Below are 26,632 nucleotides of genomic sequence, written 5' to 3' on the forward strand. Positions count from 1 at the left end.
CCTCACTTTTAGGCACGCTCACGGCATACAGTCGTACATGACCGACTTCGCCGAGTACGTCACGGACATCGTTCACGAACCGGCCCAGACCGACAGCCCGGGGTTCGACCTCACCGTCGCCGCGGTGTATGAAGTCGTCGAACCGGGCCGGATCGACTTCGGCGGCGGCGAACTCGACGTGGCTGAAGTGGTGCCCCACGCGAGCGAAAAGCGAGACCCGAACGACGATTACGAGTGGTGGACGCTGCGGAGCGGTCAGTATCTCGTCGAGTACAACGAATCGCTGACTGGCGAGGCGACGGTGACGCTCCAGCCGCGGACGGAACTGCTCGAACGCGGCGCGACCCACCCGACGCTGGACGTCGACGCGCTTCCGCGCGTGCCGCTATCGGTCGGCGGCGCGGGGCTGAAGCTCAAGGAAAACGCCAGAATCAGTACGATTGTCGCGGCCGAGGAGTAGGCCGACGAGCGCAAGCGCTCTGTCAGGCGTTCACGTCTTCGAGGTGGCGGCTGGCGACAATCTTGCCAGTCGGCGTGAGCGTCGGTCCGTCGGCCCCGTCCTGCACGAGGCCGTCAGCCGAGAGGTCCTGGAGAATCATCGACACCTGCGAGGAGTCCTTGCCGAGAATACTCGCAAGCGGCATCCCGTCCATGTCGCCGGTCGAGTACATGGCGACCAGCACCTCCTTTTTGTCCTTCGTGAGGTCGACGTCTTTGATCTCCTCCATGAGCTCGGCGTACTCACGACGGAGATAGCGACCGAGGATGGACATCTTGCGGTTCGATGCCATCGCGGCCAGCGTCGTCATGGCCGTCCCGCCTTTCATGTGCCGGACCGTCAGCACTGGCCGGCCTTTGCCGTTAATTTCCCGTGTGTTCCGGTCGAAGTCCGACACTGTCTTTAGGTCGATGTTGAACGACCCGTCGCTGCGCCGGAACTCGACGTTACCGGGCGTGAGAAACAGCTTCGCCGTTTTGAACGATTCGTCGGTGACGCGACCACCGACGCGGGCGCGCTCTTTGACCGTTGTTTCAGTCCCATTGATGATGGCCTTGAACAGTACCGTCCCGAACTTCTCGATTTTCTCGTCGCCGGCCTCGATGGCCGCGACGAGTCGCTTTCCCTTGCGCTCGAAGGCAATGGTCACCGTCGAATCGAAGAAATCGCCCAGGTCGGGCGGGACCTGCCCGACGGCGATGTCGAAAATCGAATCCAGTGGGATCGTCAGCTTGTCGTCCTCGCTCGCGGCCAGTACCAGTCGCTTCTGGGAGAGGACGATCCGACCTTTGATTGGGTCGCCCCGACCGGCCACTTCGGAGTTGAATTTGCCGACGAAATCCGCGATCACTGATTCCGACATTCGTCCGTTACCCGATGTACATCAGCACTGATATTGAGCGTTTCGCGCGAGTATCAGCAGCAAAAATCGGATTTATTCGGCAAAATAGTGCTGACCGGTGTCAAGTGTCGAGATTTCGAGCGATATCAGACAGCGAGGAGTCCGGTCCGCCGGTCGCTGTATAGACGACGCGCTTGCCCGGCGTTCGGAGGCCGTACTCGGTTCCGTCGGTGACCACGTCGAGATGTGCTGACCCGCCAAGCGAAACACCGCCGTCGGCGATCCACTCCGCGAGGCGGTTCGTCCCGTCCCGTTCGCGGGCCAGCCGGCGGTTGTCGGCGACGTGTGAGATCACCGGCTCGCCGTCGAGATTCGTCTCGACGACGGCGTGGTACCGGTCGCCGTCCAGCGCGAGGCGGACGGTGTCGCCGTCGTTGAAATCGAGTTCGTCCGGGAGCACAACTCGCGGTCGGTCGGTTCGGCCGACTGATTCGACGGGAACGCGATGCGTCTCGACGGTTTCGTGGTCACTGGGAACGCGGTCCGACACGTGACTTACTCGTCGTCGTCGCTGAGGAGGTCGGCAACGTCGTCGCTGCCGCGAGCCGTGATCTTCGCGTTGATCTGGCGCGTGTCGTCGCTGACCTCGCGGCCGCGGACGGTGATCCGCTTGCGCTCGCCGTCGGTGGTCGGCTCGAAGCCGACGCCGCCATCGGACATGATCTCCTTCGTCGTGACGCCGCGAACGTCGGGTCGCATCGGTCGGCCCGAGGTGTCCGAGCCGCCGGTCAGTTCAAGCGAGTAGCCGTCGAGGCCAACAGCGCCGCCGTCGACCTCGTCGCCGAGTTCGCGGCCGATGAAGCGGTTTGCGTCCTGTCCGTCAACGTCGATCTGGTATGTGTGGCCGTCCTCCGGATCGGAGACGGCGACCGTGAATTCTGCCATACCTGTTCTCAATCAACCGCGCTTCAAAAACGCGTCGAACCGTCCCGCTCACTGGAGTCGGACCGACCGTCACACGCTCGCGGACAGGCCGGTGATGTCCATTGAGACAACCATGCCGAGCTGTTTGTCGCCGTCACCCGTCACTGGCAGCGTTGACAGCCGGTACTGATTGCCCTCGTACTCCTGTGTCCAGACCTGCGTTTCACCGTCCAGTGCGGCGCGGTACTTCGGCTTCTGTATCTCGACAACCGCAGGCGGAAACACTTCCGCGAGGGTCTTCCCTTCCACGTCGGCCGGCGTGAGACCGAACGCGCTGAGTCCCTCACCGCGAGCGACAAGGTATCGCAGGTTGTCGTCAAACAGGAATACGCCGCCGCCAGGGAAGTTCTCCAGCAGGGTCTTGTACCGTTGCTCTGCCTGCCGGAGGGTTCCTTCGAGCTGTTCCCGCTCGATGGCATTTGTGAGGGTGTTTGCGACGCCTCTGACGAACGTGATGTCGTCCTCGGTAAAAGGGCGCCGCTCACTCGTATGCGCCCCGAGCACGCCCCAGGGCTCGGTGGTCGTTCCGATGATGACGCTGATACCGCTCACGACGCCGTGGTCCAGCAACAGGGACGGGCCGCTGAACCGCGATTCCGTCCGGAGATCTTCAACGACGACCGGCTCCTCGGTTTGGAGCGTGTATCCGGCCTGTGAATCCTCGCCGGCCCCGACTGCTGCCTCGCCGACCAGCCCCGACTGCCAGCCAACGCCGGCACGCAACAGGAACTTGTTGTCGGCCGGACGGTACTCAAGCACCTTGCTGTACTCCGTATTGAGGCCTGCTGCTACGGACTCGACAGCTCGTTCGAACAGCGCATCGAGGCCACACCCTGTCAGCGCGTACTGGCCGAGGTCAGCGACGGCTTCTTGCTGCTGGACCCGTGTCCTGAGGCGCTCTTGTGCACGGTGTTGTGTGACGAGGTTCGTGATACGGTTCGCGAGCAGCGTGTACCGCTCGATCCCACCCCGCTTCTGGAGGTAGTCGCTTACACCCGCCGAAACCGCTTCGCTGGCGACTTCCTCGCTTCCCTTCCCAGTGAACAGAACGAACGGCAGGTCCGGATACTCCGCCCGGACGGTCCTGAGAAACTCGATTCCGTCCATGTCCGCCATGTCGTAGTCCGAGACGACACAGTCAAACGGCGCTTCGGTAAGACGCTTGAGCCCCTCGCTGGTACTGGTCGCCGTCTCGACGCTGAAACCGTCGCTCTGCTGTCGGAGAAATTCGGCTGTTGTCTCCGCGAGCCCCGGTTCGTCGTCGACATGTAGTACCGATATCCGGTGGCTGTCGGGCCCGTCCATGACAACCAATGACAAACCGCACGTATGTCCGTCTTGTGGTACACTGTCTCCAGAACCACGCTCATTCAGGGTGCCATCGCCGCTACTGGTCAGCCATTGCGTCGCTCGCGATCGAGCGGCCGCGGGCCTCCAGTTGGACCTCCCGGCGTGTCCGGACCGGTTCGAGGATATCGGACTCCATCAACCGGTCATACACAGCTTCGACTTCCTCGATTTCCATATCGACGAAATCCGGGATCTTGAACGGTGAGATGCCGGAGTAGAGTGCCATCAGCACTTGTGTCTCCTTGTCGGAAAGCTCCACGTCGTCGGCGATGTTGCGCTGCTCGCCTTGCCGGACGAGCCCCTCGATGAGCGAGACGTGTCGGGGCGTCCCCGAGATGTGGGTCTCGACGCTGGTACCCTCGATAGTATGTTCGACCTCTAACAGCGGTCGCTCGTCGCCACGGATCGTCTTCTCCTTGGCCTCGACGGTCCCCACGTCGTCGATGTCCAGTTCGACGAACGTGCCGCTGGCGATGGCCAGATTGATGCAGTCGCCGTCGAGTTTGAGCCGCCCCTTCTCCCAGCCGCCGTCCTGAACAACGCCACCCTTGACTGCGGGGTGGTTGACGAGGACGACAGTCTGGTCGAGTAGCGTGCTGTACAGTTTCTCCTGAAACTCATCGGCTTTCTTCGCCGAGATGAGCGTCACGTTCCGGCCGGCCTGCACCTTGATGTAGCTGTCCACCTGTGCGAGGGGCTGGTTCATCTGGCTGGCCGTAACGCTGCTGACCTTCGACAGCGGGATGGTCCGCTTGCCGTCGTTGGTCGCAAGGACGAGCCGCTTGTTCGAGAGCAAAATTCGACCGGGTAGCCACTCGATGTCGTTTCGCTTGCGCCCGTCCGAGACGACCTGAACGAACTTCCCCTTCGTATCGACCAGTGCGTGTTCTCCGTCGCTCATCGGTTAGCCAGCTATCGTTCTCATGTACGCCCCGCCACGTCTTAATCCACTCGGCTGACTCATCCGCGGCCACCGAGCTTCGAGATGGCCGAGAAGGCCTTCTTCCTGACCACGTCGTGTTCGGTCTCGTCGATGAGTTTGTCCAGCGTCTTTCGGGACCGCTCGCTGCCGACCTTCCCGAGGGTGAAGATTGCCTGTCCCCGGATATTGGGGTCGACGCCGTCGTCTTGTACGATTTTGAGTAGCCGTCGCTCCACCATGTTGTCGTCGTCGCCGAGTTCGGCGAGGCTGGTGGCGGCGAACTGCCGGAGCATCTGGTCGTCGTCGCTGAGCGCATCGACCAGCGATTCGATGACGCGGTCACGCTCTTCCTGGCTGGTGACCCGGCCGAGCATCCAGGCGGTGTTGCGCCGCTGTGCGGCTTGGGTGCTCTCTTCGAGAATTTCGACCAGCGGCACGACGACGCTCCGGTCGTCCGTATTGGAGAGCTTTTCGACGACGGTGTCCCGTATCTCGTGGCTCTGGTCGGTCGGTACGTTCGATAGGAGTTCGATGAGCGAGTAGACGGCCGTCCGGCGGACGGCGGCGGAGTCGTCCGAGAGGGCTTCGATGAGATAGTCGACCGGCCGGTCGTTGCCGAAGTTCCCGAACGCCCCGACGGCGATGCGCCGGACTCGCTCGTCGTCGTCCTCGTACAGCGGCAACAGCGCCTGAAGCGCCTGTCGATTCCCGATGTTCCCCAGCGCATCCGCTGCCTCGCGCCTGACGCCAGCTTTTGGGTCCGACAGGACTGACTCCAGCGGCGTCGTTGCCCGCGAGTCGCCGATCTTCCCGGCCGACCGGGCCGCTCGCGCCCGTACTCGCGGGTCAGCGTCCTCGAAGCGCTCTGTGAGCTTCGGAACCGCGTCGGCCTGATCCAGATTCCCGAGGCCGTTTGCCGCTGCCATCCGGAGTTCCGGCACGTCGGCGTCGAGCACCTGCATATACGCTTTCGCCTTCACCCAGTCGGCGGCGTCGTCTTCGAGGTCGACGCCGGCCATACTCCCGATGAGTTGCGTGATCGCGTCGTCACCGAGTTCGTCAAGCGAGTCGATAGCCGCGCCGGTGATCGCGTCGCTATCGCTCTGGGCCGCGTCCACAAGCGCATTGACAACGTCGCGCCGGTCGTCGTGGTCCTCGAAGTTCCCCAGTAGCTCCGCAGCACGGGTCTTGACCCGCTCGTTGTCGCTCTCTCTGAGGAGGCGGATGAGTTCCTGTGCCTTGCCGTCCCGTTCCAGTTCGTAGAGGCTCATTGGTCGCTACACACGCCGGTAGATTCGGTGTCGTTTGTCGACCGCGTCGAAAGAATCCCGACACTCCGCGGGCAGCGTCTCAGTCATGCCAATCATGAGGTAGCCGCCCTCGCGGAGTGACCCGCGGATCGTCTCGAAGATGGGGACCTTGAACTCCGAATCGATGTAGATGAGGAGGTTCCGGCAGAACACCAGATCGAAATCGCGCTTGGGGTCGCCCCGGATGAGGTCGTGTTGCTCGAACGTGACCATCTCTTTGACCTGGTCCCGAACCTGAAACGTGTCGCCGTCCTGCTCGATGTACTTCGTGTAATCGTCCAGCGGTTCCAGTTCATCTGCGATGTCGGTCGTCTGGGAGGTCGCGTAGGTCCCCTTGCGGGCCTCTTCGAGGATGTCGGCGTTGATGTCTGTCGCCGTAATCTCAACCCGGCGGGCGTCAATCTCGGGGTCGTCGAGTGCCAGCATCGCCGCCGAATACGGCTCGCGGCCGTCGGCACTCGGGGCCGACCAGAGCCTGACTCGACGGTTGTTTTCCGTGAGTTCTCTGAGGACCGGTCGTAGTCGTTCCCAGGCATCCGGGTTCCGGAAGAAGCTGGTGACGTTGATCGACAGCGAATCGAGTAGTTCCTCGCGCTCGCCGTCGTCGCGTTCCAGCAGCCGCTGGTAGGTCTGGTAGTCCTCGGTGTCGGTCCGACGCATCCGCGCGGTGATGCGGCGGTCGAGATACGAGTCGTTGTAAAAGCCCGACTCGAAGTCCATCTCCTCGCCGATGAACTCCACAAGATCGTTGAACGTCCGCTCGCTGCCTTTGTTCATAGCGTCACCACGTCGAGGATGTGGACGATGTTCCCGTCGCCGAGGACGGCCGTGCCCGAGAGGCCGGGTGTTCCCGAGAGGATCCCCTCCAGGGGCTTGACGACGACCTCTTCCTGGCTGTTGACCGAGTCACAGTGGAGTGCGACCTGGCGCTCGGACTCGCGGATGCGGACGAGCATCCCGTCGCCGTTGGCTGTCTCGCCCTCGATGTCGAAGGTGTCGTCGAGGTGGATGACCGGGTAGATCTCGTCGTTGTGCTTGATGACCTCCTGGCCGTTGACCTGCTTTGCCTCCTCCGTCCCGGTAATCTCGTCGACGTTCTTGATGGGGACGCCGTACTCTTCACCACCGACCTTGACGAACAGCACCTTGACGATCGCCATCGTCACCGGCAGGCGCAGTGAGACAGTCGTTCCTTCACCCGGTTCGGAGTCGACGCTGACCGACCCGTCGAGCTGGGAGACCGTGTCGTGGACGACGTCCATCCCGACACCGCGCCCGCTGGTGTCAGTCACTTCGTCGGCCGTCGAGAAGCCGGGATGGAACACGAGGTCGTACACCGCGGAGTCGTCCATCGCGTCCAGTTCCTCGGGCGAACGGACACCCTTTTCGACGGCCTTCTCCCTGATGCCACTCACGTCGAGCCCAGCCCCGTCGTCTTCGACTTCGATGATAACGTGGTCGCGCTCGCGGGAGGCCCGGAGCGTGATGTGACCGGTGCGTGACTTGCCCGCCTGTTCGCGCTCTTCGGGCGACTCGATGCCATGGTCGACTGAATTCCGCAGGATGTGCATCAGCGGGTCCGAAATCTCGGTGAGGATGGTTCGGTCGAGTTCGATGTCCTCGCCCTCGATTTCAAACTCGATGTCCTTGTCGAGTTCGCGTGCGAGGTCCCGGACGAGCCGGGGGAACTTCCCGACGACTTTCTTCAACGGGATGAGCCGCATATCCATCACTGTGTTCTGGAGGTTCGCCGTGATCTTGTCTAGTTCGTTCAGCGTCTCGCCGGTGGAGTCGAGGTCGTCTTTCTCGACGCCACGCCGGAGCTTGATTCGGCTCGTGACCAGTTGCTCGACGAGCCCGTGAAGGTCGTCGAGCTGGTCCACGTCGACGCGGACGGACTTGATCTCGTCGACGCTGTGTTCTTCCTCGGCATCTGGGTCGGGGTCCGAACCCGAATCCGAACCAGCCCCGCTATCGTCGGCAGCATCGGAGCCGGTGCCTGTGTCGCTTACCAGTTCGTCGGTCACGTCTGTTACGTCGAAGCTGTCGACCTTCCCAGTCGTTCCCAGTTCGGCGTCGACAGTCGCCGCGTCGGGGCCGTCGAGGTACAGGACGAACGTGTCTTCGAACTCGCCGTCCTCGATATCGGCACGGCTCGGACTCGAATCGAGAATGTCGAATCGGCCCTCGATGGACTCGACGGCCAGCATTGAGTCAACGCCGAGCATATCCGACTCCCCGACACTGATTTCGGCCTGCAGGACCCGCTCGTCGACGGCATCGCCGTCGATGTCGGCATCGCTGACGCCCGCATCCGTGGTGAGCGACTCGTCGCTGTCCGACGAGCCGTCGTCTGTCGTTTCGGTGTCACCCGCGGCGGCGGCCCCCTCTTCGAGGACAGCCCGGAGCTCTTCGACCATCTCGTCGGTCTCCGTCCCCGATTCGCCGTGCTCCTCGATCTCCCCGACGATGACCTCGATCTGGTCGACGCCGGCGAAGACGAGGTCCATCAGGTCCGGCGTGACCTCCATCTCCCCCTGGCGCATCTCGTCGAGCAGGTCCTCCATCGCGTGCGCGAGGTTTGCTGCGTTGTCAAAGCCCATCGCTCCGAAGTTGCCCTTCAGCGTGTGGGCTGTCCGGAAGATCGAGTCCATTGCCTCCGTGTTGGAGGGGTCAGACTCGAGTTCGAGCAGTGAGTTGTTGAGTTCGGTAATCGCTTCTTCACTTTCACGGATGAATGCGTCTAAATACTGGTCGTCCATTGTCAGGTCACCTCAGTGGTAATCGTGTCGATAACGCCGTCCGCAATGTCGTCGATAGGCAAGACAGTGTCCACACAGCCCGTTTCGGCGGCGCGTTTTGGCATGCCGTACACCGCGGACGTGGCCTCGTCCTGTGCGATGGTCTTGCCACCGGCCTGCTTGATGCGCCGAATCCCGTCTGCGCCGTCTTCGCCCATCCCGGTGAGGATGAGTCCGACGAGCGGGTCGTCGATGGTCTCTGCGGCCGTCCGCATCGTCACGTCGACGGCCGGACGGACGCTGTTGACCGGTTCGTCCTGTGTCAGCTTCGTCCGCAGTCGGCCGTTCCGGTAGTTCTTGATCTCCATGTGCCGGTCGCCGGCAGCGACGAGTCCCTCGCCGCCGCCGATGCGCGCCCCGTCGGTGGCCTCCCGGACCTCGTAATCGCTTCGCGTGTTGATCCGCTCGGCGAACCGGCCGGTGAACCCCTCCGGCATATGCTGGATAATGAGCACCCGGAGGTCGGCCTCTACGGGGAGGTTCTCCATTACCTGTTCCACCATCTTCGGGCCGCCGGTCGAAGAGCCGATGACGAGCGTCGGATTCGCAACGTAGGTCGTCTGACTCGACGAGCCGCCGGTTGCCCTCCGGTCAGTGGCTGAACCGCCGGCTGTTGGTGAGCCTGCTCCGCTGTCGCTGCTCGTCCCGCCGTGGCTGTGCGTCGCGCCGACATCGACCGCCGCGACGGAGCTGACCATCTCGACCAGCTGGTCTTTCAGGCGCGACATCTCCATCGACACCTCGCCACCGGGCTTGGTGAAGAAGTCGACTGCACCCTTATCGAGCGCCTCGAACGTCACGTCGGCGTTCTCGTCGGTGTGGGCCGACAGCATCAACACCGGTGTCGGAGATTCCGCCATGATGCGCTCCGTCGCCTCGATGCCGTTCATTACCGGCATCTCGACGTCCATCGTCACGACGTCCGGTTTGTGTTCGATAACGGCCGACACCGCCTCCCCGCCATCACGCGCCTGCGCGACGACATCGATACCGCCATCGCTGAGGATATCAGAGATGACACTCCGCATGAAGTGAGAGTCGTCTGCGACCACGGCGCGGACACCATCTGCCATATCACCAACGCTCCCGTCGGACAGGAGACATCGGCGAACGAGACATCCTCATACCTACTTCCAAATCCCGTCCGGCCCCGAAATAAATACTCCGCCCACGTAATCAAAGTTGATAGCCCAGCAGGCACCTTTATGCGCCACTATCCGCGACAGTTTGGATAAGAACCGCAATGGCAGCACAGTCAGCCACCACCGGCCAAGTACTCGAGTTCCAGCTCGGCTCGGAAACGTACTGCGTGAGTATCGACTACGTGACTGAGATCGTCGATATCGGCGAACTCACGTCCGTCCCGAACGCCCCGCCACACGTCCGTGGCGTTATGGACCTTCGCGGGCGCACGACATCAATCGTTGACCCCAAGGTCGTCTTCGGCATTGGAGACGAGGGTGCGGAGAAGCGAATTATCGTCTTCGACCCGGAGATCGTCGAGGAACAGGGCGCAGCCGGCTGGCTCGTCGACGAGGTGTATCAGGTAGTCCAGGTCACGCCGGAGCAGGTCGACCGGTCCCCCGCGAACGACGCCGGCTCGATTCGCGGCGTGATCAAGCGAGATGACAGTTTTGTTATCTGGGTGGACCCCGCTATCGTCCACGCTGGTGACTGATTCCGGTTTGTTTACCGACACACCAGCAAGACTTTTTAACATTCCCGACAGAGAAGTATCTAATCAACTTCCAGTTCCTTCCGAAACTATGATTGAGCAAACCAAAACGGGGATCGAGGGCCTCGACGACATTCTGAACGGCGGCATTGTGAAGAACTCGACGACACTGGTGAGCGGGAACCCCGGTGCCGGGAAATCGATCCTCTGTCTCCAGTACATCTACAACGGCGTCGAAAAGTACGACGAGAAAGGCATCTATCTCTCTTTCGAGGAAGACGAGTCGGACCTTCAGGAGGCCGCCGAATCCATCGGCTTCGAAAACTGGCAAGAGTACGTCGATAACGGCGACATCAAGGTGTACGATAAGCAGGTCCTCCTGCGCGAGAACGACTTCACGTCCTCGCTGGATATTCTCCTGGAGGAACTCGAAGACGGTGACTACGACCGGCTGGTACTTGACTCGCTTGCCATGTTCGAACTGTTCTTCGAAAACGAGAAGGAGAAGCGGACGTATCTCCTGAAGTTCACCGACATCCTCAGCGACAGCGGTCTCACGACGTTGATGACCAACGAGCAGGGGGCCGTCTTTCCGGACACCGACATCGGACTGGAGAACTATCTGACCGACGGCAACATCTACCTCATCCAGACCCCGACTGATACCGGCGTGAACAGATACGTCTGGGTCGCAAAGATGCGAAAGCAGAACATCGAGACGGACATCTATCCGATGGAGATTGACCACGGTGGTATTGATGTCCACCAGAACGCCAGCGCCTTCTCGATGATGAGCGAGGAAGAATCACCAATTTAACGATACAATAGGGCCATTATTACTTGGTAGAACGACGGATACAGCGGCACAGGCCGCTGTTTTCGCATGACTGTCCTGTAGTGCGTGTTTGTCTCCTTTCAGTCGGTATCACAGGCGATAGCTTTATTATTGACTGAATTTATTATTTGATAACGATGGATTCAGGGGAGATTCTTCAGACGCTTGGCAATAAATACAGTGCCGAAATCCTTGACGCGACGGATGAACCGGTCTCCGCACAGGAACTTAGCGACGAACTCGGAATCCCCATCGCGACGTGTTACCGACGAATCGACGAACTGACCGAACATGACCTGTTGGAACTCCACGACAATATTCTCTCTGACGACCGCCGACGTATCAAGGTGTATCGACGGAACGTGGATGAAGTCCGGGTCGACTTCGACGACGAACTGACTGTCCACATCGAAGAGCGGTCGGAAGTGACCAACAAACTCGACGAGGCGTGGCGGACCCTATCCGAGCGGTAGAGACTCTCTTCTCAGCGTTATCACGAAAGATATTTTCGAGCATGGATTTAATAACGGGTTCGCTGTAGCACTGTACAGTGCTGATGATAGAACTTCTCTATGCCATATCGACGCTTGTGTTCGTCGTGGCCGGACTGACAATGGTCGGGATGGCCATGCGCGCGTACGTCCAGACATCCCGGGAGGCGATGCTTCACCTCTCGGTGGGGTTTTCGCTCGCAATCGCGGGCGCAGCCGCAACCATGATTAGCGCGTTTATCAATGACTTCGAGGGTGTCCGCTCGTTGTTGCTAGTCAACAGTGGGCTGACGACCTTCGGTTATCTGTTCGTCATGTACAGTCTCGTCACGTACGAGTGAGCATGTGTCTCGACCACATCAGTTGACCTGCCTGCGAGCTGATTTCTCTGTGCTTGGCCTCTTTCTCGACTACGGCTTCAATGCCTCTCTTCTACGGACCACGCACCAGATAACCAGCCATTTCCATCGCTGATATCAACCTACAGAAGCAATTAAATCTGATTCTTAGAGGCGATGTGGGCTAGTCGCCCTCTTTAGCTCAGATAACAGACGTTCTACTGGTAGAGTGGCGCCTCAGACGCTTAGGCACCCATTATCAAGTAGCATAATTTGGGGGGAGGTATTATTACTGGCGAAAAGAACAGTTGCATAGGGTCAGACAGACCCGGATTAACAATGCTAACGGAACTAACGAACGACGACGACCGCGGGCAGGTCGGTATCGGCACCCTGATCGTGTTCATCGCGATGGTGCTGGTGGCGGCGATCGCTGCGGGCGTCCTGATCAACACGGCTGGGTTCCTCCAGAGCAGTGCAGAGGAAACCGGACAACAGAGCAGTGACCAAGTGACGAATCGACTGCAGCTCGTCAACGCCGTCGGTGAAGACATTCAATCGTCCAGCAGCACGATCGACACGGTCAAGCTCACCGTAAAGAAGGCACCCGGTGCGGGGAACATCGACCTCGGTAGTACGATCGCCCAGTGGGTCGACTCCAGTGGCTCGTACGACCTCACGTATGAAGGGACCTACGACGGCGACCCTGGCTCAAGCGAGTTCTCCGTTGCTGATATTCAGGACGATGATGGATCGATTTCGGGAAGTCAGGTTCTGAACGACCCGTCTGACCGCGCGACGATCATCTTCAGCGCTGAATCGATTCGCGGTGGCGGCGCTGATGATGGACTTGGCGAGGGTGAGACGGCGACGGTTCGCCTGAACACCCAGTCCGGTGGCACGACGACTGCCCGACTGGTCGTCCCGGAGACTCTGTCTGGTAACTCCGCAGTCAGCCTCTAAGGCGTCATATCTTTCAGTTTCGATTGCTGACATTCTTGTAGCTTATTTCTGCCTTCTGTGCACTTTCCACCAGATAGCTTGCGGCACACTACTGGCTCCGACACGTAACGGTCATTTGGCCACTACTCTCAGAGATTGAATTCAGCTCTCTGTCTATCTCCGACCAGATATCTGCTTTGGCCGCTGAGACCAACTCTTAGGACGATCAGCAATCTGGTTATCAGGACGTATAATTTGAGAGGAGGTATTATTACCCATGAAAAGAGTCAACAGATAGGGTCAGACAGGCCCGGATCAACAATGCTAACGGAACTAACGAACGACGACGACCGCGGGCAGGTCGGTATCGGCACCCTGATCGTGTTCATCGCGATGGTGCTGGTGGCGGCGATCGCTGCGGGCGTCCTGATCAACACAGCTGGCTTCCTCCAGAGCAGCGCCGAGGAAACCGGACAACAGAGCAGTGACCAAGTGACGAACCGACTGCAGCTCGTCAACGCCGTCGGTGAAGACATTCAATCGTCCAGCAGCACGATCAACACGGTCAAGCTCACTGTGAAGAAGGCACCCGGTGCAGGGAATATTGATATCGGCAGTACAATCGCCCAGTGGGTCGATTCCACTGGCTCGTACGACCTCACTTCGGCTGGATACAGCAATACGCCAGACCCCGATGGGTCCTCTTTCGCTGTCACTGATGTGCAGGACGACGACGACTCGATTTCAGGGAGCCAAGTTCTGAACGACCCGTCTGACCGCGCGACAATCGTATTCAGCGCCGAGGTAATCCGCGGCACCGGCAACGGTGACGGCCTCGGTGAGGGTGAGACGGCGACGGTTCGCCTGAACACTCAGTCCGGTGGCACGACGACCGCGCGGCTGGTCGTCCCGGAGACTCTGTCTGGTAACTCCGCAGTCAGCCTCTAAATTCGGTCATCTTTTCGGTTCGGCGTAGTTCTCTTTTCGTCCACCTGACCAGCGACGGAGTTATACGATAGCCACACACACTAGTAGTCATGGCTCGGCGGTCAGACGAACCGAATCCGGAAGAGGGCAAAGTACTCTCGCCCGAAGAGCTCGATATCGCCGACGACGAGCACGTCACTGAAATCGACGAGGGCCGCTACGTCGTTTCGTCGGATGTCCGCACTGACGACTCCTATGGAAACCACGTTTCATCGGATTCGACGTCTGAATCCCCGCCGTCTCCCGCACCAGACCCAGAGCCGTCGGCTCCCGAGTTCTCTGATGCGAACGTCCACGAGTGGCTTGCTGAACAGATGGCCGACTCGAACGCCAGATACGGCTTCGACGTGACCGCGAAGTTCGACGGCAATGTCGACCAGCAACAGCTCGCTTCCAACGACATCGTCACCGTCTTCGAGAGCTTCATGCTCTGGTACGGTCGCCAGATGGACGGGTCGACACCGGTCGAAGAAGTGCTGGGTATTCTGCTGTCGGAATCGAACGTGCCGGTTCGCTACCCGCCGGCGGTCATCAAACAGCTCGTCCGGTCGACGCAACTGACGCCGGACGATTCTATCGCTGATCTCTTGGAAGCCGTCGAGGCTGCCGACGGTGCCGAACTCTGAGACGGGCTGCTGTCGGTCATTTCCACAACGACCACCTGCAATCGAGCAGCTCTCGCGATGAACGGGGTCAGCAGCTTGTCCAACCGACGAGGGATTTAAATCCGGGCACGGCAGTGTGTAGGGTAGATAATGGTCCCGCGCCATCCGCCGACGGTCGTTGCCCTGTTCGTTCTGGTAACGCTCGTCGTGACGGGACCGCTCGTCGGCGTCGACGCTGTCAGGACACAGCCGACGACTATCGGCGACGGGACGGCAGCTATCAGTTCCGTCCAACTGCCTACATCGGAGATACGGATCACAGACGGCCGGTTCGGCACGAACGTTGCGTATCTCCGCGTACCCGATGCCAGTGTGACTGTCGACTCCGTGACCGGTCGCCCGAGACTGCTGTATCAGGTCGCGGTCCCTGCGCTCGACATCTCTCTAGAAGACGAGCAGGTCCTTTCGGACGGTCAGTCCGGGACGTACCGGCTCGCACCCGGTGACAGAGCAGTAACGCCGTCGTCACTGGAGCGGGACATGTACAATGGAACCGTCCTGCTTCGGGTCCAGAGCTTCGAAACTGCTGAGACAATCGTCGCTCAAAACGTGACAGTGCAGGTGGAGCGATGACCCGAGACGTCGAGCGGTTCACGGGCCGGTGTCGACAGGTCGGAACGGCAATCTTCGGTGACCGCTACGGCTATGTCCTCTGGCTCGGCCTGCTCGTTACGTTCGGGCTCTACTGGCGCGTTGGCATTTTTATCACCGACACGTACACCACTGCCAACGCGCTCGCCGCTGTTTCGAACGGGCAGCTCCACATCACGGAGACGCCGTACACTCTGACACTCGGCGCACAACCGGGCCTGCACGAGTCCGGCGGCAGGCTGTACGGACGCAACTACGGCCAGATACTTCTGGCTGTCCCGCTGGTCTGGGCGCTGCAAGCGCTGTCCGTGTTCATCACACCCCGGCTACTGCTCCTTGGACTCTGGTCGGGCACCGCGCTCGCCTTCGTGGCTCACGTCAGCGTGCTCGGACAGCGCCACACCGATACCGCCAAGCGCACAACTCTGTGGGTCGGTAGCGGTCTTGTCGCCGTCCTGTTTCTGGTCGGTGCGCTGACAGCGACAGCTCTCCCGGACACTGCGCTCCCAATAGCCGCGTTCCAGATCTCGACGATGCTTGCAGCAGCGACGACCGGCGTCGTTCTCTACCGCCTCGTCGGAATCTGGCACGACCGCTCAGTCGCCCTGGCGGCTGGTGTCGCACTCGGTATCGCCTCGTCTGTCGGGTTCTGGGCTTCGCTTCCGAAACGGCACGTTCTGGTGGGGCTATTGATACTGACGACGGTGTATCTGTTCGCTCGGAGCCGAGTTGCGTATGCCGACGCCGAATTTCGGATCGGACTGGGTTTTCGCGCCGGTGCGTACATCTCCGCTGGACTGGTAACCTGGACCCACGCCTTTGAGGGCTTTTTCCTCGTGGTGACGCTGGCTCTCGTAGACCTTGTTACTGCAAGGCGAAACTCGCTTGTCCATCTGGCCGTTGTCGCCCTCGCGCTCTTCCTCGGTTCGCTCCCGATGCTCGTGACGAACTTCCTTATCTCTGGTAACCCGGTCAAACCACCGCGGTTGCTCTCCGCCGTTGGTGGTGCGAACGTCGAATTCACACCCGATACCGGCGGCGATGCCGGAACGGGCGGCGGTAGCGGCACTGGCGGCACTGAGGGTGCTGGAACGGATGGGGGTACTGGCGGGGGGTCCGATGGAAGCGCTGGCGGGACCGGTGGTAGTGATTCCACAGGGACGGACGGTGATACCGGAACTCCGATTGTAACACCGCTTCTCGGCCTGTTCGAACGGGTCATGGGACCTACGGCACCCGCGATGGTATTCGTCTCGGATGCGGTCAGCCGTGGTTTCGACGTACTGACTACGCCGGAGCGAATGTCACAGATTTTCCTGCGGAGCGGCTCCGCGCCACAGATCAACTACACTCCTAACTCCTACGAAGCGATCGAACTCACGATGGTCGAGGCCGTCCCGCTTTTCGGCGCAGTCGCGGCACTCCCTGTAGTCCTAGTCCGGTCAGCTGCTCAGCGGAGACGGCAATGGAGTGGCCGCCCGTCGCAGTATTCGCCTCGAACACAGACTGATATTCTCGTCACAGCCCTCGCAGCTGCGTTCACGCTTGTCTATCTGAGTCGCTTACCACTCCACACACAGCTTACGGTTCGGTATCTGCTGCCGACGGTCCCGCTCATCATGTACGGTGTCGTTCGGTTTCCCGCAGTCCACGAACCCGTCAGCGACGCGAGGCGGTGGCTTGTCGGCGGGTACGCTGTGAGTGTCGTCGGGGGCCTTCTCCTTGGACTCGGTGTCGTTGCCGGACTCGACCTGGCGCTCGGGGAGGCGGTACAGTTCCACGCACTCCTCAACCTCGGTGGGGCAGCAGTCTGTGGCGGGACTGTGCTGAGCCGCACACTCGCTCCGAGCCGGGTCCCGTCCAGAGCGGTCGCAGTGGGTCTGAGCCTCCCGGCGGGACTAACGACAGCGTATCTCTTCCTGTCGGGGCTCGTGTACTTCCAGTATAGCCCCTTCGCGCTCGATTTCATTCGCGTTCTCACATCGCATCTCCCTGCGGTGTAATTTGGTTTCGGGACCCACCGATATCACACGCGATAATTTACGGGACACCTTTATCTAACTCATCACGATATGTAGGCTTGATAGGCATGCCAGACGTACTGATCGCCGACGATTCAGAGTTTATGCGTAACCTCCTCCGCGAGATTCTCGAAGAAGACCACGAGATTGTTGGGGAGGTCGAGAACGGAGTCGAAGCTGTCGAAGTGTTCAAAGAAGAAGGGCCAGACCTGGTGATGATGGACATCGTGATGCCCATCCGGGACGGCATCGAAGCCACTGACGAAATCAAATCTTCCAATCCCGATGCCAACGTCATCATGTGTACAAGCGTTGGTCAGGAAGAGAAGATGAAAGAGGCCGTGAAAGCGGGGGCTGACGGATACATCACCAAGCCGTTCCAGAAACCTAGCGTGATGGAGGCTATCGAGGACGTCGTTCCCTCATAGATGAACGTCGATATTCAGTCGCTCGGCACGTTCAACCAACTCGCCCACGAGGGGGCTGAACAGGCCACGCAGTCGATGGGCCAGATGACGGGCATCGATGCCGTCGTCGACGTCACCAAGATCACGCTGCTCGACAGGGCTGACGTCGGCGAGGAACTGGCTGGCCGGGACTTCGTCGGAGTCGAGTTCTCTTTCGATGGCGTTCTAGAGGGCGATACTGTTCTTGCCTTCGACGTTGACAGCGCCGGGACGATCACCGAGGAGATGATGCCCGGTAGCGGCGACGACGAGGCGATGGCCAGAAGCGGTATCGAGGAGATTGGCAACATCATGATGAGCGGGTTCATCGATGGCTGGGCCGACTACGTCGGCGCAACCATCGACCATTCGCCGCCGGAGTATATCGAGGAGTCCGGGAGCGACGTGCTCCCTGATGCGCCCGAGAGCGGCGACCACCAGCAGGTGTTCGTGTTCAAATCGGAGATCGAATGGATCGACGAATCGGTGAATTTCTACATCTACATGCTCCCTGAGTACGAATCACTCACGGAGATGATGGTAGAGCACGTCGACACAGACGGCGACGCTATCCCCATCGACAAGCTCCAGACGTTCAACGAGATGACGACTCGTGGCACCCAGAAAGCCGCCGACAACGTCGAAATGATGACCGGTATCCCGACCGAATCGGAGGTGACACAGATCAGTTTCGCCCCCATCGAGGACGTGCCAAAGCAGATCGGCACGGACACCTTCGTCGGGACGGTCGTTGAGTTCACTGGGACGCCCAGTGGCTACCTTATGGTGCTGTTCGACGAGGTCTCTGCGATCAACGTCGCGGAGGCGATGATGCCCATCGAGATGGACAGCGACGAGCTTACCGACCAGCACAAGGCCGCCATCGAGGAACTGGGGAACATCATGACGAGCGGGTTCGTCGACGGCTGGGCGAACGTCCTCCAGACATCAGTTGAGCACACGCCGCCGCGAGTCGTCCACGATATGGGGCGGGCAATTATGGACCCGCTTGCGGCGCAGGTCGGACAGTATCAGGAGCACGCGTTTATCATCGACTCCCAGATGCAGACCGACGACATCGAGTTCCAGGCTGAGATTCACGCCCTGCCCAACGAGAAAGAGTTGCGCGCCGCCCTCAACGACCTCGATGTCGAGCGGGCGACCGAGACGGGCGCGGACGTCGAACAGATATTCAAATAATGAAAGTATACGATGGTAGCCAAACAGAGAGTCCCGAACAAAGTACGCCCGAGCGTATCAAAGTCGGCATCGCGGAGTACAAGGTGACCACAGAGCCGGCCATGCTAACCACAAGCGGACTGGGCTCCTGTATCGGGATCGCGATATACGACACTCGGAACACGGTGGCCGGACTCGTCCACGTCATGCTTCCGTCGGCGGCTGATATCGACGGCGGCAACCATGCGAAGTTCGCGGACACGGGCATCGAAGCACTCATCGAGGCCATGGCAGATGTCGGGGCGTCGACGGAGGCCATGGAAGCCAAAATCGCTGGCGGGAGCGATATGCTCGACTTCTCCGAGAACGGCTCCTCTATCGGCTCGCGAAACGCCAAGAAGGTGCGCGAGACGCTGGATGAACACGGCGTTCCCGTTGTCGGCGAAGACCTAGGTGGCGACCACGGCCGGTCCGTCAAACTCGAAGCGGACACTGGCAATTTCATTGTCAAAAGCGCGAACACAGACTCGATAACACTGTAATGTCTGTGAGCAGTAATCGTGTCTAACGTCTGGCGTCAGACGGGCGACAGCCGTTCGTCTGCCGGGGGCGCACTGCTACACTCTGTTCCCCGGCTTTCCGCCCGAAATTAATCTGAAATGTAACAGGCTAGTACTTGGATCGTTAATTTACCCTATCTGATCCGGGAAAATGGGATATTATTATCAAATATGATACGCTAAGGGGAATATTCAAGAGTAGAAACAGCATGAGATACAAGAGATGAGTAGTCTCGCTCTCGTGCCACTGGCTCCAGCCGTCTCACCGGAACTGGCTGGACTGGCACCCGCCCTCTTTGTTCTGCTGACCGGCGGGCTGGTTGGTATGAGCATCAAGAATATGTTCGATTCGATTCTATCGGACGACGAGAGCGAGAACGCAAGCGACGACGGTGGCGGCGGGATGGCCGACGGCGGCGGCCTGATGGGTGACGACGGTGGCGGTGGCGATGACCTCGGCGGTGGTGGCGACGATCTCGGTGGCCTCGGCGGCCTCGACGACGGCGGCGACGACATGGGAGGATTTGGTGACGACGAGTTCGGCGATATGGAGGACGCGAGCGGGCCTGACACCGACGAGCTGGAACACCGGCTCGACGAACTGGAAAACGAGGTCGGCAGCCTCTCCTCGACGGTCAACACGGTGCGGACGGAGAACGAGAGCATCTCCGAGTCCGTCGAAGAAACCGAGGAGAACGTCCGAAAGCTGCTCGACATCTACGAGATGGTCACCCGTGGCGTCAACCCCTTTGCCGACGACGTTGACGGCGGCATGGGCGGCATGGGCGAAGGCGGCGGCTCCTTCGGCCTGTTCGACGACGACGGGAGTGATGATACCGAGGAGGACATCGACGACGATGTCGCCAACGCCGACGCAGAAGGGTTCTTCGACGAAGACCTGACCGAGGACACTGGCGGCGACATGTCGATGGACGATGGCGGTGTCGACGATATGTTTCCCGACGACGGCGGCGACGACATGGGCGGCTTCGAGGACGATGGCGGGTCGTTCGACGAGGATTTCGACGACTTCGACGACACGGAGGACGACATGAGCATGGACGATGGGATGAGCATGGACGACGGGGAGAGTATGGACGAGGACAGCGACGATGGCGACGGCGGCAAATCGTTCGCAGAGCTCAAAGACGAGTACGAGTCCGGCGATGCCGAGTGGGCAGAGGGTGAGGAACCTGAGGGCGAATCGGACGACGATGACCTGCTTGCGGACGACGACGATGATCTGCTGTCCGACGACGGCGATGAGCTGCTGGGCGAGGACGATTCGGACGGCGACGCAGGCGGGCTGGAAGATGATGACCTCTTTGACGAAGTCATCGAAGACGACGGGAGTGACGAGGCCGAGGCGGCCACGGAAGCTGACCCGGAACCGGAGCCCGAACCGGACCCAGAGCCGGAACCCGAACCGGTTGTAGAATCGGAACCGGAGCCCGAACCAGAGCCAGAGCCGGAACCGGCCACAGAGCCAGAGCCGGAACCAGAGCCCGAGCCGACTGGCACCGCGGCTACCGGCAGCGGCGATGCGGCAACGGCGGACGACGGCTCGGACGCAGATGCGGACGACGACGGGAAACCGTATCTGGCGACGATGCCGGAAGGGTTCGCGGCGGACCTCATCATCGTCGAGTGGCTCGAGTTCCTGGTCCAGCACTCGGGCTACCGTGAGACGGCTCGCGCTATCGACTACTACGAGACTATCGACTGGATTGACGAGTCGGTCGCGGACCAACTCAAGGAGTACCTTCGCGGCTTCAACGACGTGAACGACACCGGGGATGGGCTGTCTATCGACCACCACACGGAGAGCCTGCACTACATCTCACAGCTTGACAGTGACAGCGGCGCTGACGCCGTTGCGCTCTCGAAACTGGTGGGGGGTGGTTCCGATGGGATTCAGCGTTAGCGGCTCGGCAGCCATCATTTTCGTGGCCGCGTTCATCGGCTTCGGGATGTTCTACTCCGCGACCGCGAACAGCTTCGAGCGCGTCAACGACGCCCGCGAGGACCAGCGCGATCAGCTTCTCGATCAGCAAAACACCGATATCTCGCTTGTGTCGGCGACGTGGAACGCGAGCGGCAGCGAGAATCTTGTCGTAACCGTCGACAACACCGGTTCCGAGACGCTGTCGGTCGACGCGACTGACCTGCTGGTCGACAACGACTACCGGACAGGCTATGGCACGATTGTCGACGGTGACGGTTCGACGGACATCTGGGCGTCACAGGAGCGATTAGAGATTACCGTCACCTCGCTCAGTAGCCAGCCCGACCGGGTGAAAGTTGTCACCGAGAACGGGATCGCCGAAACGATGGTGGTGAGCTAACATGGCGAGCGTCTCCGTCTCACATCTGATCCTGTTCATCGCGTCAATGGCCATCGCCGCAAGCGTGGCCGGCGTCTTTACGAGCAGTATCGGCGAACTGAGCAACGCTGTCTCGGAACAAGGGCTGGACGTGAGCAGCGACGTCCGGACCGACGTCGAAATCATCTCCGACAGCGGCAGCAACACCATCTACGATAACGGCGCCGAAACGATCACTATTCACGTCAAAAACACTGGTTCGGAGACGTTAGCTCCGGTCCCCGGGCAGATAGATGTGTTCGTTGACGGGACGTTTGCCAGTGATTATACAGTGACGCTGGAGCCAAACGGTGGTAACAGCTGGCGGCCGGGTGGGGTCGTCCGCATCGACATCAATGACAACCTCAGCGGTGGGGATCACCGTCTCAAGCTGATTGTCAACGGCGACGAGGAGGTGTTCGAGTTCAACACATGAGTATCGCAAGTACTGACCTATTCTCGCTCGGACTGGACGATCACGACCGGCTGAACAAGGAACTGGGCGGCGGTATCCCACCCGGTAGCATCATCCTCGTCGAGGGTGACTACGGCGCCGGCAAATCCGCCATGAGCCAGCGGTTCACCTACGGCCTCTGTGAAGAGGGTCACGAAGTGACGTACCTCTCGACGGAGCTGACCGTCGGCAGCTTCCTCGACCAGATGCACTCGCTGTCGTATGACATGGTCGACCACATCCTCGACGAAGACGTGCTGTTCCTGCACGCCGACATCGGCGAATCGAACGCCCTCACCGGCGGCGACGAACAGACCGACCGGAAGGAACTCCTCAAGCGACTGATGGAGGCCGAGGTGATGTGGGACGCCGACGTCGTCGTCATCGATACCTTCGACGCGATCCTCAGGAACGACCCCAAGTTCGAAGCCCTCGTCCGGCAAAACGAGGAGCGACAGGCAGCTCTGGAGGTCATCTCCTACTTCCGGGATGTTATCTCACAGGGCAAGTGCATCATGCTCACCGTCGACCCGTCGACGCTTGACGAGGAGGCTATCGGCCCGTTCCGGGCCATCGCCGACGTGTTCATCGAACTGGAGATGATCGAGGTCGGGAACGACGTGCGCCGGCAGATCAACGTTCTCCGATTCGCCGGCATGGGCGAACAGGTCGGTGACACCATCGGGTTCTCGGTCCGCTCGGGAACCGGCATCGTCATCGAATCACGCAGTGTCGCCTAAAGGTGAGCTAAGATATGACAGACCACGGACGTGCGAAACCGTCGGACGAACTTCGACAGATGGCAGCGCGGCGGCCCCACCTGCGGGACCACCTGAAGAAGTTCAAACAGATTACCGGTGAGTTCCCGATGCTCATCGACGAGGCCGACGACGAGTACGAGACGAATCGGCCGAACGTCCTCTACCCGGTCGGTGGCCCCATCTTCTGTCATATCTACGGCGACGTGGGCCAAGACATGAAGTACTACGCCATCGAGCCCGAACTCGATGAGGATGAGCGGACCGTCTTCGGGAAGGTCCGGAACCGGCTGCTCCAGCGTAGCGTCAACAAGCCCGCGCCCGAAAACGAGGCCCAGTTCGACGACCGTATCGAGGAACTCCTGCAGGAGACCACGAAGGTCCGGGACGAGGACAGCGAAAACGGCGTGCTCACGCGTCTGTCGAATCTCACCGACGTGAGTAGCGTCGAAGTCACACAGGAGACATACGAGAACATCCTCTACCGGCTGAACCGCGACATCGTCGGTCTCGGCCCGCTCGAACCGGTCATGCGCGACCCGGCCAACGAGGATATTCACGTCATCGGCCGCAGCGAATGCCACGTCGACCACGGGGTCTACGGGATGCTCGAAACGACAGTCGAGTGGCAGAGCGAGGAAGCCTTCGACCAGTGGCTCCGCAATATGGGCGAGCGGATGGGCGACCCGGTCTCCGACTCGGACCCTATCGTCGACTCGACGCTCCCGGACGGGTCGCGTCTGAACCTCATCTACTCCGATGACGTGAGCCTGAAGGGTCCCTCGCTCACGATTCGTCAGGGCGACGACGTTCCGCTGTCTGTCTTCCAGATTACCAAGTGGATGACGCTGTCACCGCAACTGGCCGCGTATCTCTGGCTCTGTCTGGAGAACGAGCAGACGGTGTTCGTGGTCGGTGAGACGGCGTCCGGGAAGACGACGACGCTGAACGCGATCACTTCGTTCATTCCCGACGACGCAAAGATCTACACCGCAGAGGACACCGCCGAGGTGCTTCCCCCGCATAACACCTGGCAGCAACTCCTCACTCGTGAGGGCGAAGACGAGGGCACCAGCATCGATATGTTCGACTTGGTTGCCGCCGCGCTACGTTCTCGCCCCGACTACATCATCGTGGGTGAGGTTCGTGGTGAGGAGGGGCGGATGGCGTTCCAGGCCGCACAGACCGGCCACCCGGTGATGCTGACCTTCCACGCGAGCGACATCGTTTCGATGATTCAGCGCTTCACCGGTGAACCGATCAACGTCCCCGAGACGTTCATGGACGTGGCCGACGTGGCGCTGTTCCAGAACCGCGTCAAGCAGGGCGACCAAGTCCTTCGCCGCGTGACGAGCGTTCAGGAAATCGAGGGCTACTCCAAGGAAATGGACGGTGTCGTCACCCGGCAGGTGTTCAATTGGGACCCCGTCGAGGACGAGATCATCTTCCAGGGGATGAACAACTCCTTCGTCCTCGAAGAGCAGATCGCGACCCTGCTCGGCTACGAGGATACGCGTGACATCTACGACGACCTCGAGTTCCGTGCGAACCTCATCGAGCGAGCCATGCAGGAGGGAATTCTGGGATATCACGAGGTCAACGATTTCATCTCGGACTTCCAGCGCGACGGTGTCGAAGGTATTCCGTTCAATATGGCCAGGCCCGACTAACAATGTCACAGGGTGAAGCCGAGAGCAATATCGACCTGACGATATCCGAGACAATCCAGTCGCTCCTTGAGTCATACCGCCAGATGACGATCCCGCTGGAACGGTATCTCTTTCTCATCCTGCTGCCAGCTGTCGCCTTTTTCATTATCTCGACGGTCGTTGCCTTGGTGCTGGATCAGCCCTTCGCAGTCCGAGCCCCGATTCCCCTGCTCGGGTTTCTGGTGATGGCGTCGGCGATTTTCTACCCCAAGATCCTCCTGAGCCAGCGCAAGCGCGAACTCAACAACCGGTTTCACCTGCTTATTACGCACATGACCGTGCTGGCGACGACGAAGATCGACCGGATGGAGGTGTTCCGAACGCTGGCCGAGGAAGACGAGTACGGCGAACTCGCGATGGAAATGCACCGAATCGTCCAGCTCGTCGACACCTGGAACCTGAGCCTTGACGACGCCTGTCGTCGCCGCGCCAAACAGGTCCCGAGCCGCGCCGTTTCTGACTTCTTCGACCGCCTCGCGTACACGCTCGGGGCCGGACAGGGACTCGACGACTACCTCCTGACCGAACAGGAGCAGATCATCCAGCACTACTCGACGGTGTACAAGAGTTCGCTCGACAGCCTCGAGGTGATGAAGGACCTCTACCTGTCGATGATTCTGTCGATGACGTTCGCGCTGGTGTTCGCCGTCGTCCTTCCGGTGCTGACCGGGACGAACCCGACGATGACCGTCAGCGCCGTTATCGTGATGTTCGTCTTTGTCCAGACCGGCTTCTACCTCGCCATCCGTTCGATGGCCCCGTACGACCCGGTGTGGTTCCACCCGGTCGAGTACCCGTCGCCGATTGAGTCGAAGCTCAACAAATCGATGGTCGCCGGCGTGGGGCTGTCAATGCTGCTCGTATTCATCACCCTAGGCGGGATGCTCGGTATCTCGCCGATTACGCTGAACGACCTCTTTTTCATGTTCGACGAAGTGCCGCTGCCGCTGTACGCCGCCGCGCCGATTACGCCGATGCTCATCCCCGGCATCGCCTTCCGGCAGGAAGAACAGCGCATCAAGGACCGGGACTCGGAGTTCCCGAACTTCATCCGCGCGCTCGGTGCGACTGAAGGCGCGAAGCAGTCTACCACCGGTGCGGTGCTTCGCACCCTCCGAAAAAAGGACTTCGGTGCGCTCTCGCCAAACATCGATAACCTCTACAAACGGCTGAATATGCGGATCGAACCGACCTCCGCCTGGCGTTTTTTCACCGCGGACTGTCGCTCCTATCTCATCCAGACCTTCTCCGAGATGTACCTCATCGGCCGCGAGATGGGTGGGTCGCCAAAGCAACTGGGCGAGCTTATCTCCGAGAACATGAATCAGGTGCTGCAACTCCGCCAGAAGCGCAAGCAGGCGGCGACAACGCTCGTCGGCCTTCTCTATGGGATGACCGCCGCATCAACCTTCGCCTTCTTTATCGGCCTGCAGGTCGTCAATATCCTCGCTGATATGTCGCTCAACCTGAGCACTGGGAGCCGGCTTGACGCTGCCTCGCTTATCAACACCAGCGTCTACAACATCCCGCTCATCGAGTTCCTGCTTATCATTATTATCATGTTCGGCGCGATGCTGTCGTCCCTGATGATCCGGACCGTCGACGGCGGTCACAACGCCAACACCTACATGCACTTCGTCATTCTCACGTGGATCGGCGCTATTACCGGGACGTTCACGAAGTGGCTGGTGTCGCAGTTCCTCGCCATCTAGTACCTTTTTACTGCGTCGGGTGTCCTCGCGCGCTCTTCGAGCGCGCTGTGGACACCTCTCCTTGCAAAAATCTACGCTAAAAACGACCTCCGAGTCGCGGCCACGGCCGCGCTCGGAGTGAAACCGCTCGCTCCGCTCGCGGTACATCACAACAGTATCAGCACAGCCCTCGGCAGACCTGCCCTTCCCTGGGTCGTGG

At 60.3% G+C, this 26,632-nt stretch carries 28 protein-coding genes; 19 read left to right on the forward strand and 9 right to left on the reverse strand.

The features are described from left to right. Positions 1-37 precede the first annotated feature (37 nt). Complete coding sequence (locus AV059_RS09760; protein ID WP_058994230.1) at positions 38-460, forward strand: hypothetical protein; 423 nt, start codon at positions 38-40, stop codon at positions 458-460. A gap of 22 nt (positions 461-482) precedes the next feature. Here the strand turns inward: AV059_RS09760 and AV059_RS09765 are convergent, their stop codons facing one another. The 9 genes from AV059_RS09765 to AV059_RS09805 all read right to left on the reverse strand — a co-directional run bounded on the left by AV059_RS09765 (position 483) and on the right by AV059_RS09805 (position 9,780). Next, positions 483-1,361, reverse strand: a complete 879-nt coding sequence (locus AV059_RS09765; protein ID WP_058994231.1) for a CheF family chemotaxis protein — start codon at positions 1,359-1,361, stop codon at positions 483-485. 100 nt (positions 1,362-1,461) lie between these two features. Then, entirely contained in the window at positions 1,462-1,890 is a 429-nt protein-coding gene (locus AV059_RS09770; RefSeq protein ID WP_058994232.1) for a hypothetical protein, read from the reverse strand. A gap of 5 nt (positions 1,891-1,895) precedes the next feature. Continuing rightward, positions 1,896-2,285 carry a 30S ribosomal protein S6e gene (locus AV059_RS09775; RefSeq protein WP_058994233.1) on the reverse strand — a complete coding sequence of 130 codons (390 nt, stop codon included), beginning with the start codon at positions 2,283-2,285 and terminating at the stop codon, positions 1,896-1,898. A gap of 69 nt (positions 2,286-2,354) precedes the next feature. Continuing rightward, positions 2,355-3,629 carry a response regulator gene (locus AV059_RS09780; RefSeq protein WP_058994234.1) on the reverse strand — a complete coding sequence of 425 codons (1,275 nt, stop codon included), beginning with the start codon at positions 3,627-3,629 and terminating at the stop codon, positions 2,355-2,357. An 82-nt stretch (positions 3,630-3,711) separates the two neighbouring features. Then, positions 3,712-4,575 (reverse strand): CheF family chemotaxis protein, encoded by an 864-nt coding sequence (locus AV059_RS09785; protein WP_058994235.1) that lies wholly within the window; start codon positions 4,573-4,575, stop codon positions 3,712-3,714. A gap of 59 nt (positions 4,576-4,634) precedes the next feature. Next, positions 4,635-5,867: a HEAT repeat domain-containing protein gene (locus tag AV059_RS09790; RefSeq protein ID WP_058994236.1), complete on the reverse strand. Its 1,233-nt coding sequence runs from the start codon at positions 5,865-5,867 to the stop codon at positions 4,635-4,637. A 6-nt stretch (positions 5,868-5,873) separates the two neighbouring features. Next, positions 5,874-6,683 carry a protein-glutamate O-methyltransferase CheR gene (locus AV059_RS09795; protein WP_058994237.1) on the reverse strand — a complete coding sequence of 270 codons (810 nt, stop codon included), beginning with the start codon at positions 6,681-6,683 and terminating at the stop codon, positions 5,874-5,876. Continuing rightward, complete coding sequence (gene cheA / locus AV059_RS09800) at positions 6,680-8,668, reverse strand: chemotaxis protein CheA (RefSeq protein WP_058994238.1); 1,989 nt, start codon at positions 8,666-8,668, stop codon at positions 6,680-6,682. Before cheA ends, AV059_RS09795 begins: the two co-directional genes overlap by 4 nt. A 2-nt stretch (positions 8,669-8,670) precedes the next feature. Further along, positions 8,671-9,780, reverse strand: a complete 1,110-nt coding sequence (locus AV059_RS09805) for a chemotaxis response regulator protein-glutamate methylesterase (protein WP_058994239.1) — start codon at positions 9,778-9,780, stop codon at positions 8,671-8,673. A 170-nt stretch (positions 9,781-9,950) separates the two neighbouring features. Here AV059_RS09805 and AV059_RS09810 point away from each other — a divergent pair, with 170 nt between their 5' ends. The 18 genes from AV059_RS09810 (at position 9,951) to flaJ (ending at position 26,433) form a co-directional block, all read left to right on the forward strand. After that, positions 9,951-10,385, forward strand: coding sequence for a chemotaxis protein CheW (locus tag AV059_RS09810; protein ID WP_058994240.1), 435 nt, complete (start codon positions 9,951-9,953; stop codon positions 10,383-10,385). A gap of 88 nt (positions 10,386-10,473) precedes the next feature. Further along, entirely contained in the window at positions 10,474-11,199 is a 726-nt protein-coding gene (locus AV059_RS09815) for an ATPase domain-containing protein (RefSeq protein ID WP_058994241.1), read from the forward strand. Positions 11,200-11,354: 155 nt separating this feature from the next. Next, positions 11,355-11,690: a helix-turn-helix domain-containing protein gene (locus tag AV059_RS09820; protein ID WP_004515272.1), complete on the forward strand. Its 336-nt coding sequence runs from the start codon at positions 11,355-11,357 to the stop codon at positions 11,688-11,690. Between the two features lie 83 nt (positions 11,691-11,773). Further along, complete coding sequence (locus AV059_RS09825) at positions 11,774-12,049, forward strand: hypothetical protein (protein ID WP_058994242.1); 276 nt, start codon at positions 11,774-11,776, stop codon at positions 12,047-12,049. A 336-nt stretch (positions 12,050-12,385) separates the two neighbouring features. Further along, complete coding sequence (locus AV059_RS09830; protein ID WP_058994243.1) at positions 12,386-13,009, forward strand: archaellin/type IV pilin N-terminal domain-containing protein; 624 nt, start codon at positions 12,386-12,388, stop codon at positions 13,007-13,009. Positions 13,010-13,309: 300 nt separating this feature from the next. Further along, on the forward strand, positions 13,310-13,936 hold the full coding sequence (locus AV059_RS09835; RefSeq protein ID WP_058994244.1) for an archaellin/type IV pilin N-terminal domain-containing protein: 627 nt from the start codon (positions 13,310-13,312) through the stop codon (positions 13,934-13,936). 89 nt (positions 13,937-14,025) lie between these two features. Next, positions 14,026-14,601 (forward strand): hypothetical protein, encoded by a 576-nt coding sequence (locus AV059_RS09840; RefSeq protein WP_058994245.1) that lies wholly within the window; start codon positions 14,026-14,028, stop codon positions 14,599-14,601. Positions 14,602-14,730: 129 nt separating this feature from the next. After that, positions 14,731-15,213 carry a hypothetical protein gene (locus AV059_RS09845; RefSeq protein ID WP_058994246.1) on the forward strand — a complete coding sequence of 161 codons (483 nt, stop codon included), beginning with the start codon at positions 14,731-14,733 and terminating at the stop codon, positions 15,211-15,213. Continuing rightward, positions 15,210-17,234 carry a hypothetical protein gene (locus tag AV059_RS09850; protein WP_058994247.1) on the forward strand — a complete coding sequence of 675 codons (2,025 nt, stop codon included), beginning with the start codon at positions 15,210-15,212 and terminating at the stop codon, positions 17,232-17,234. Before AV059_RS09845 ends, AV059_RS09850 begins: the two co-directional genes overlap by 4 nt. Before the next feature lie 86 nt (positions 17,235-17,320). Continuing rightward, positions 17,321-17,680 (forward strand): chemotaxis protein CheY, encoded by a 360-nt coding sequence (gene cheY / locus AV059_RS09855; RefSeq protein WP_004515265.1) that lies wholly within the window; start codon positions 17,321-17,323, stop codon positions 17,678-17,680. Then, positions 17,681-18,898 carry a chemotaxis protein CheC gene (locus tag AV059_RS09860; protein WP_058994248.1) on the forward strand — a complete coding sequence of 406 codons (1,218 nt, stop codon included), beginning with the start codon at positions 17,681-17,683 and terminating at the stop codon, positions 18,896-18,898. Then, the gene (locus AV059_RS09865; protein ID WP_058994249.1) at positions 18,898-19,419 is read left to right on the forward strand and encodes a chemotaxis protein CheD; all 522 of its coding nucleotides are present in this window, start codon (positions 18,898-18,900) and stop codon (positions 19,417-19,419) included. Before AV059_RS09860 ends, AV059_RS09865 begins: the two co-directional genes overlap by 1 nt. A 241-nt stretch (positions 19,420-19,660) precedes the next feature. Continuing rightward, positions 19,661-21,361 carry a FlaD/FlaE family flagellar protein gene (locus AV059_RS09870; protein ID WP_058994250.1) on the forward strand — a complete coding sequence of 567 codons (1,701 nt, stop codon included), beginning with the start codon at positions 19,661-19,663 and terminating at the stop codon, positions 21,359-21,361. Continuing rightward, positions 21,345-21,782 carry a flagellin gene (locus AV059_RS09875; protein ID WP_058994251.1) on the forward strand — a complete coding sequence of 146 codons (438 nt, stop codon included), beginning with the start codon at positions 21,345-21,347 and terminating at the stop codon, positions 21,780-21,782. The genes AV059_RS09870 and AV059_RS09875 overlap by 17 nt, the downstream gene beginning before the upstream one ends. A 1-nt stretch (position 21,783) precedes the next feature. Continuing rightward, positions 21,784-22,236, forward strand: a complete 453-nt coding sequence (locus AV059_RS09880) for a CARDB domain-containing protein (protein ID WP_058994252.1) — start codon at positions 21,784-21,786, stop codon at positions 22,234-22,236. Next, positions 22,233-22,994, forward strand: coding sequence for an ATPase domain-containing protein (locus AV059_RS09885; protein WP_058994253.1), 762 nt, complete (start codon positions 22,233-22,235; stop codon positions 22,992-22,994). Before AV059_RS09880 ends, AV059_RS09885 begins: the two co-directional genes overlap by 4 nt. A 14-nt stretch (positions 22,995-23,008) precedes the next feature. Next, entirely contained in the window at positions 23,009-24,682 is a 1,674-nt protein-coding gene (locus AV059_RS09890; RefSeq protein ID WP_058994254.1) for a type II/IV secretion system ATPase subunit, read from the forward strand. Positions 24,683-24,684: 2 nt separating this feature from the next. After that, a complete protein-coding gene (gene flaJ / locus AV059_RS09895; RefSeq protein WP_058994255.1) occupies positions 24,685-26,433 on the forward strand; it encodes an archaellar assembly protein FlaJ in 1,749 nt (582 codons plus the stop codon). Positions 26,434-26,632: the final 199 nt, after the last annotated feature.

It is taken from the genome of Haloarcula sp. CBA1127 (assembly GCF_001485575.1).
Classification (GTDB): Archaea; Halobacteriota; Halobacteria; order Halobacteriales; family Haloarculaceae; genus Haloarcula.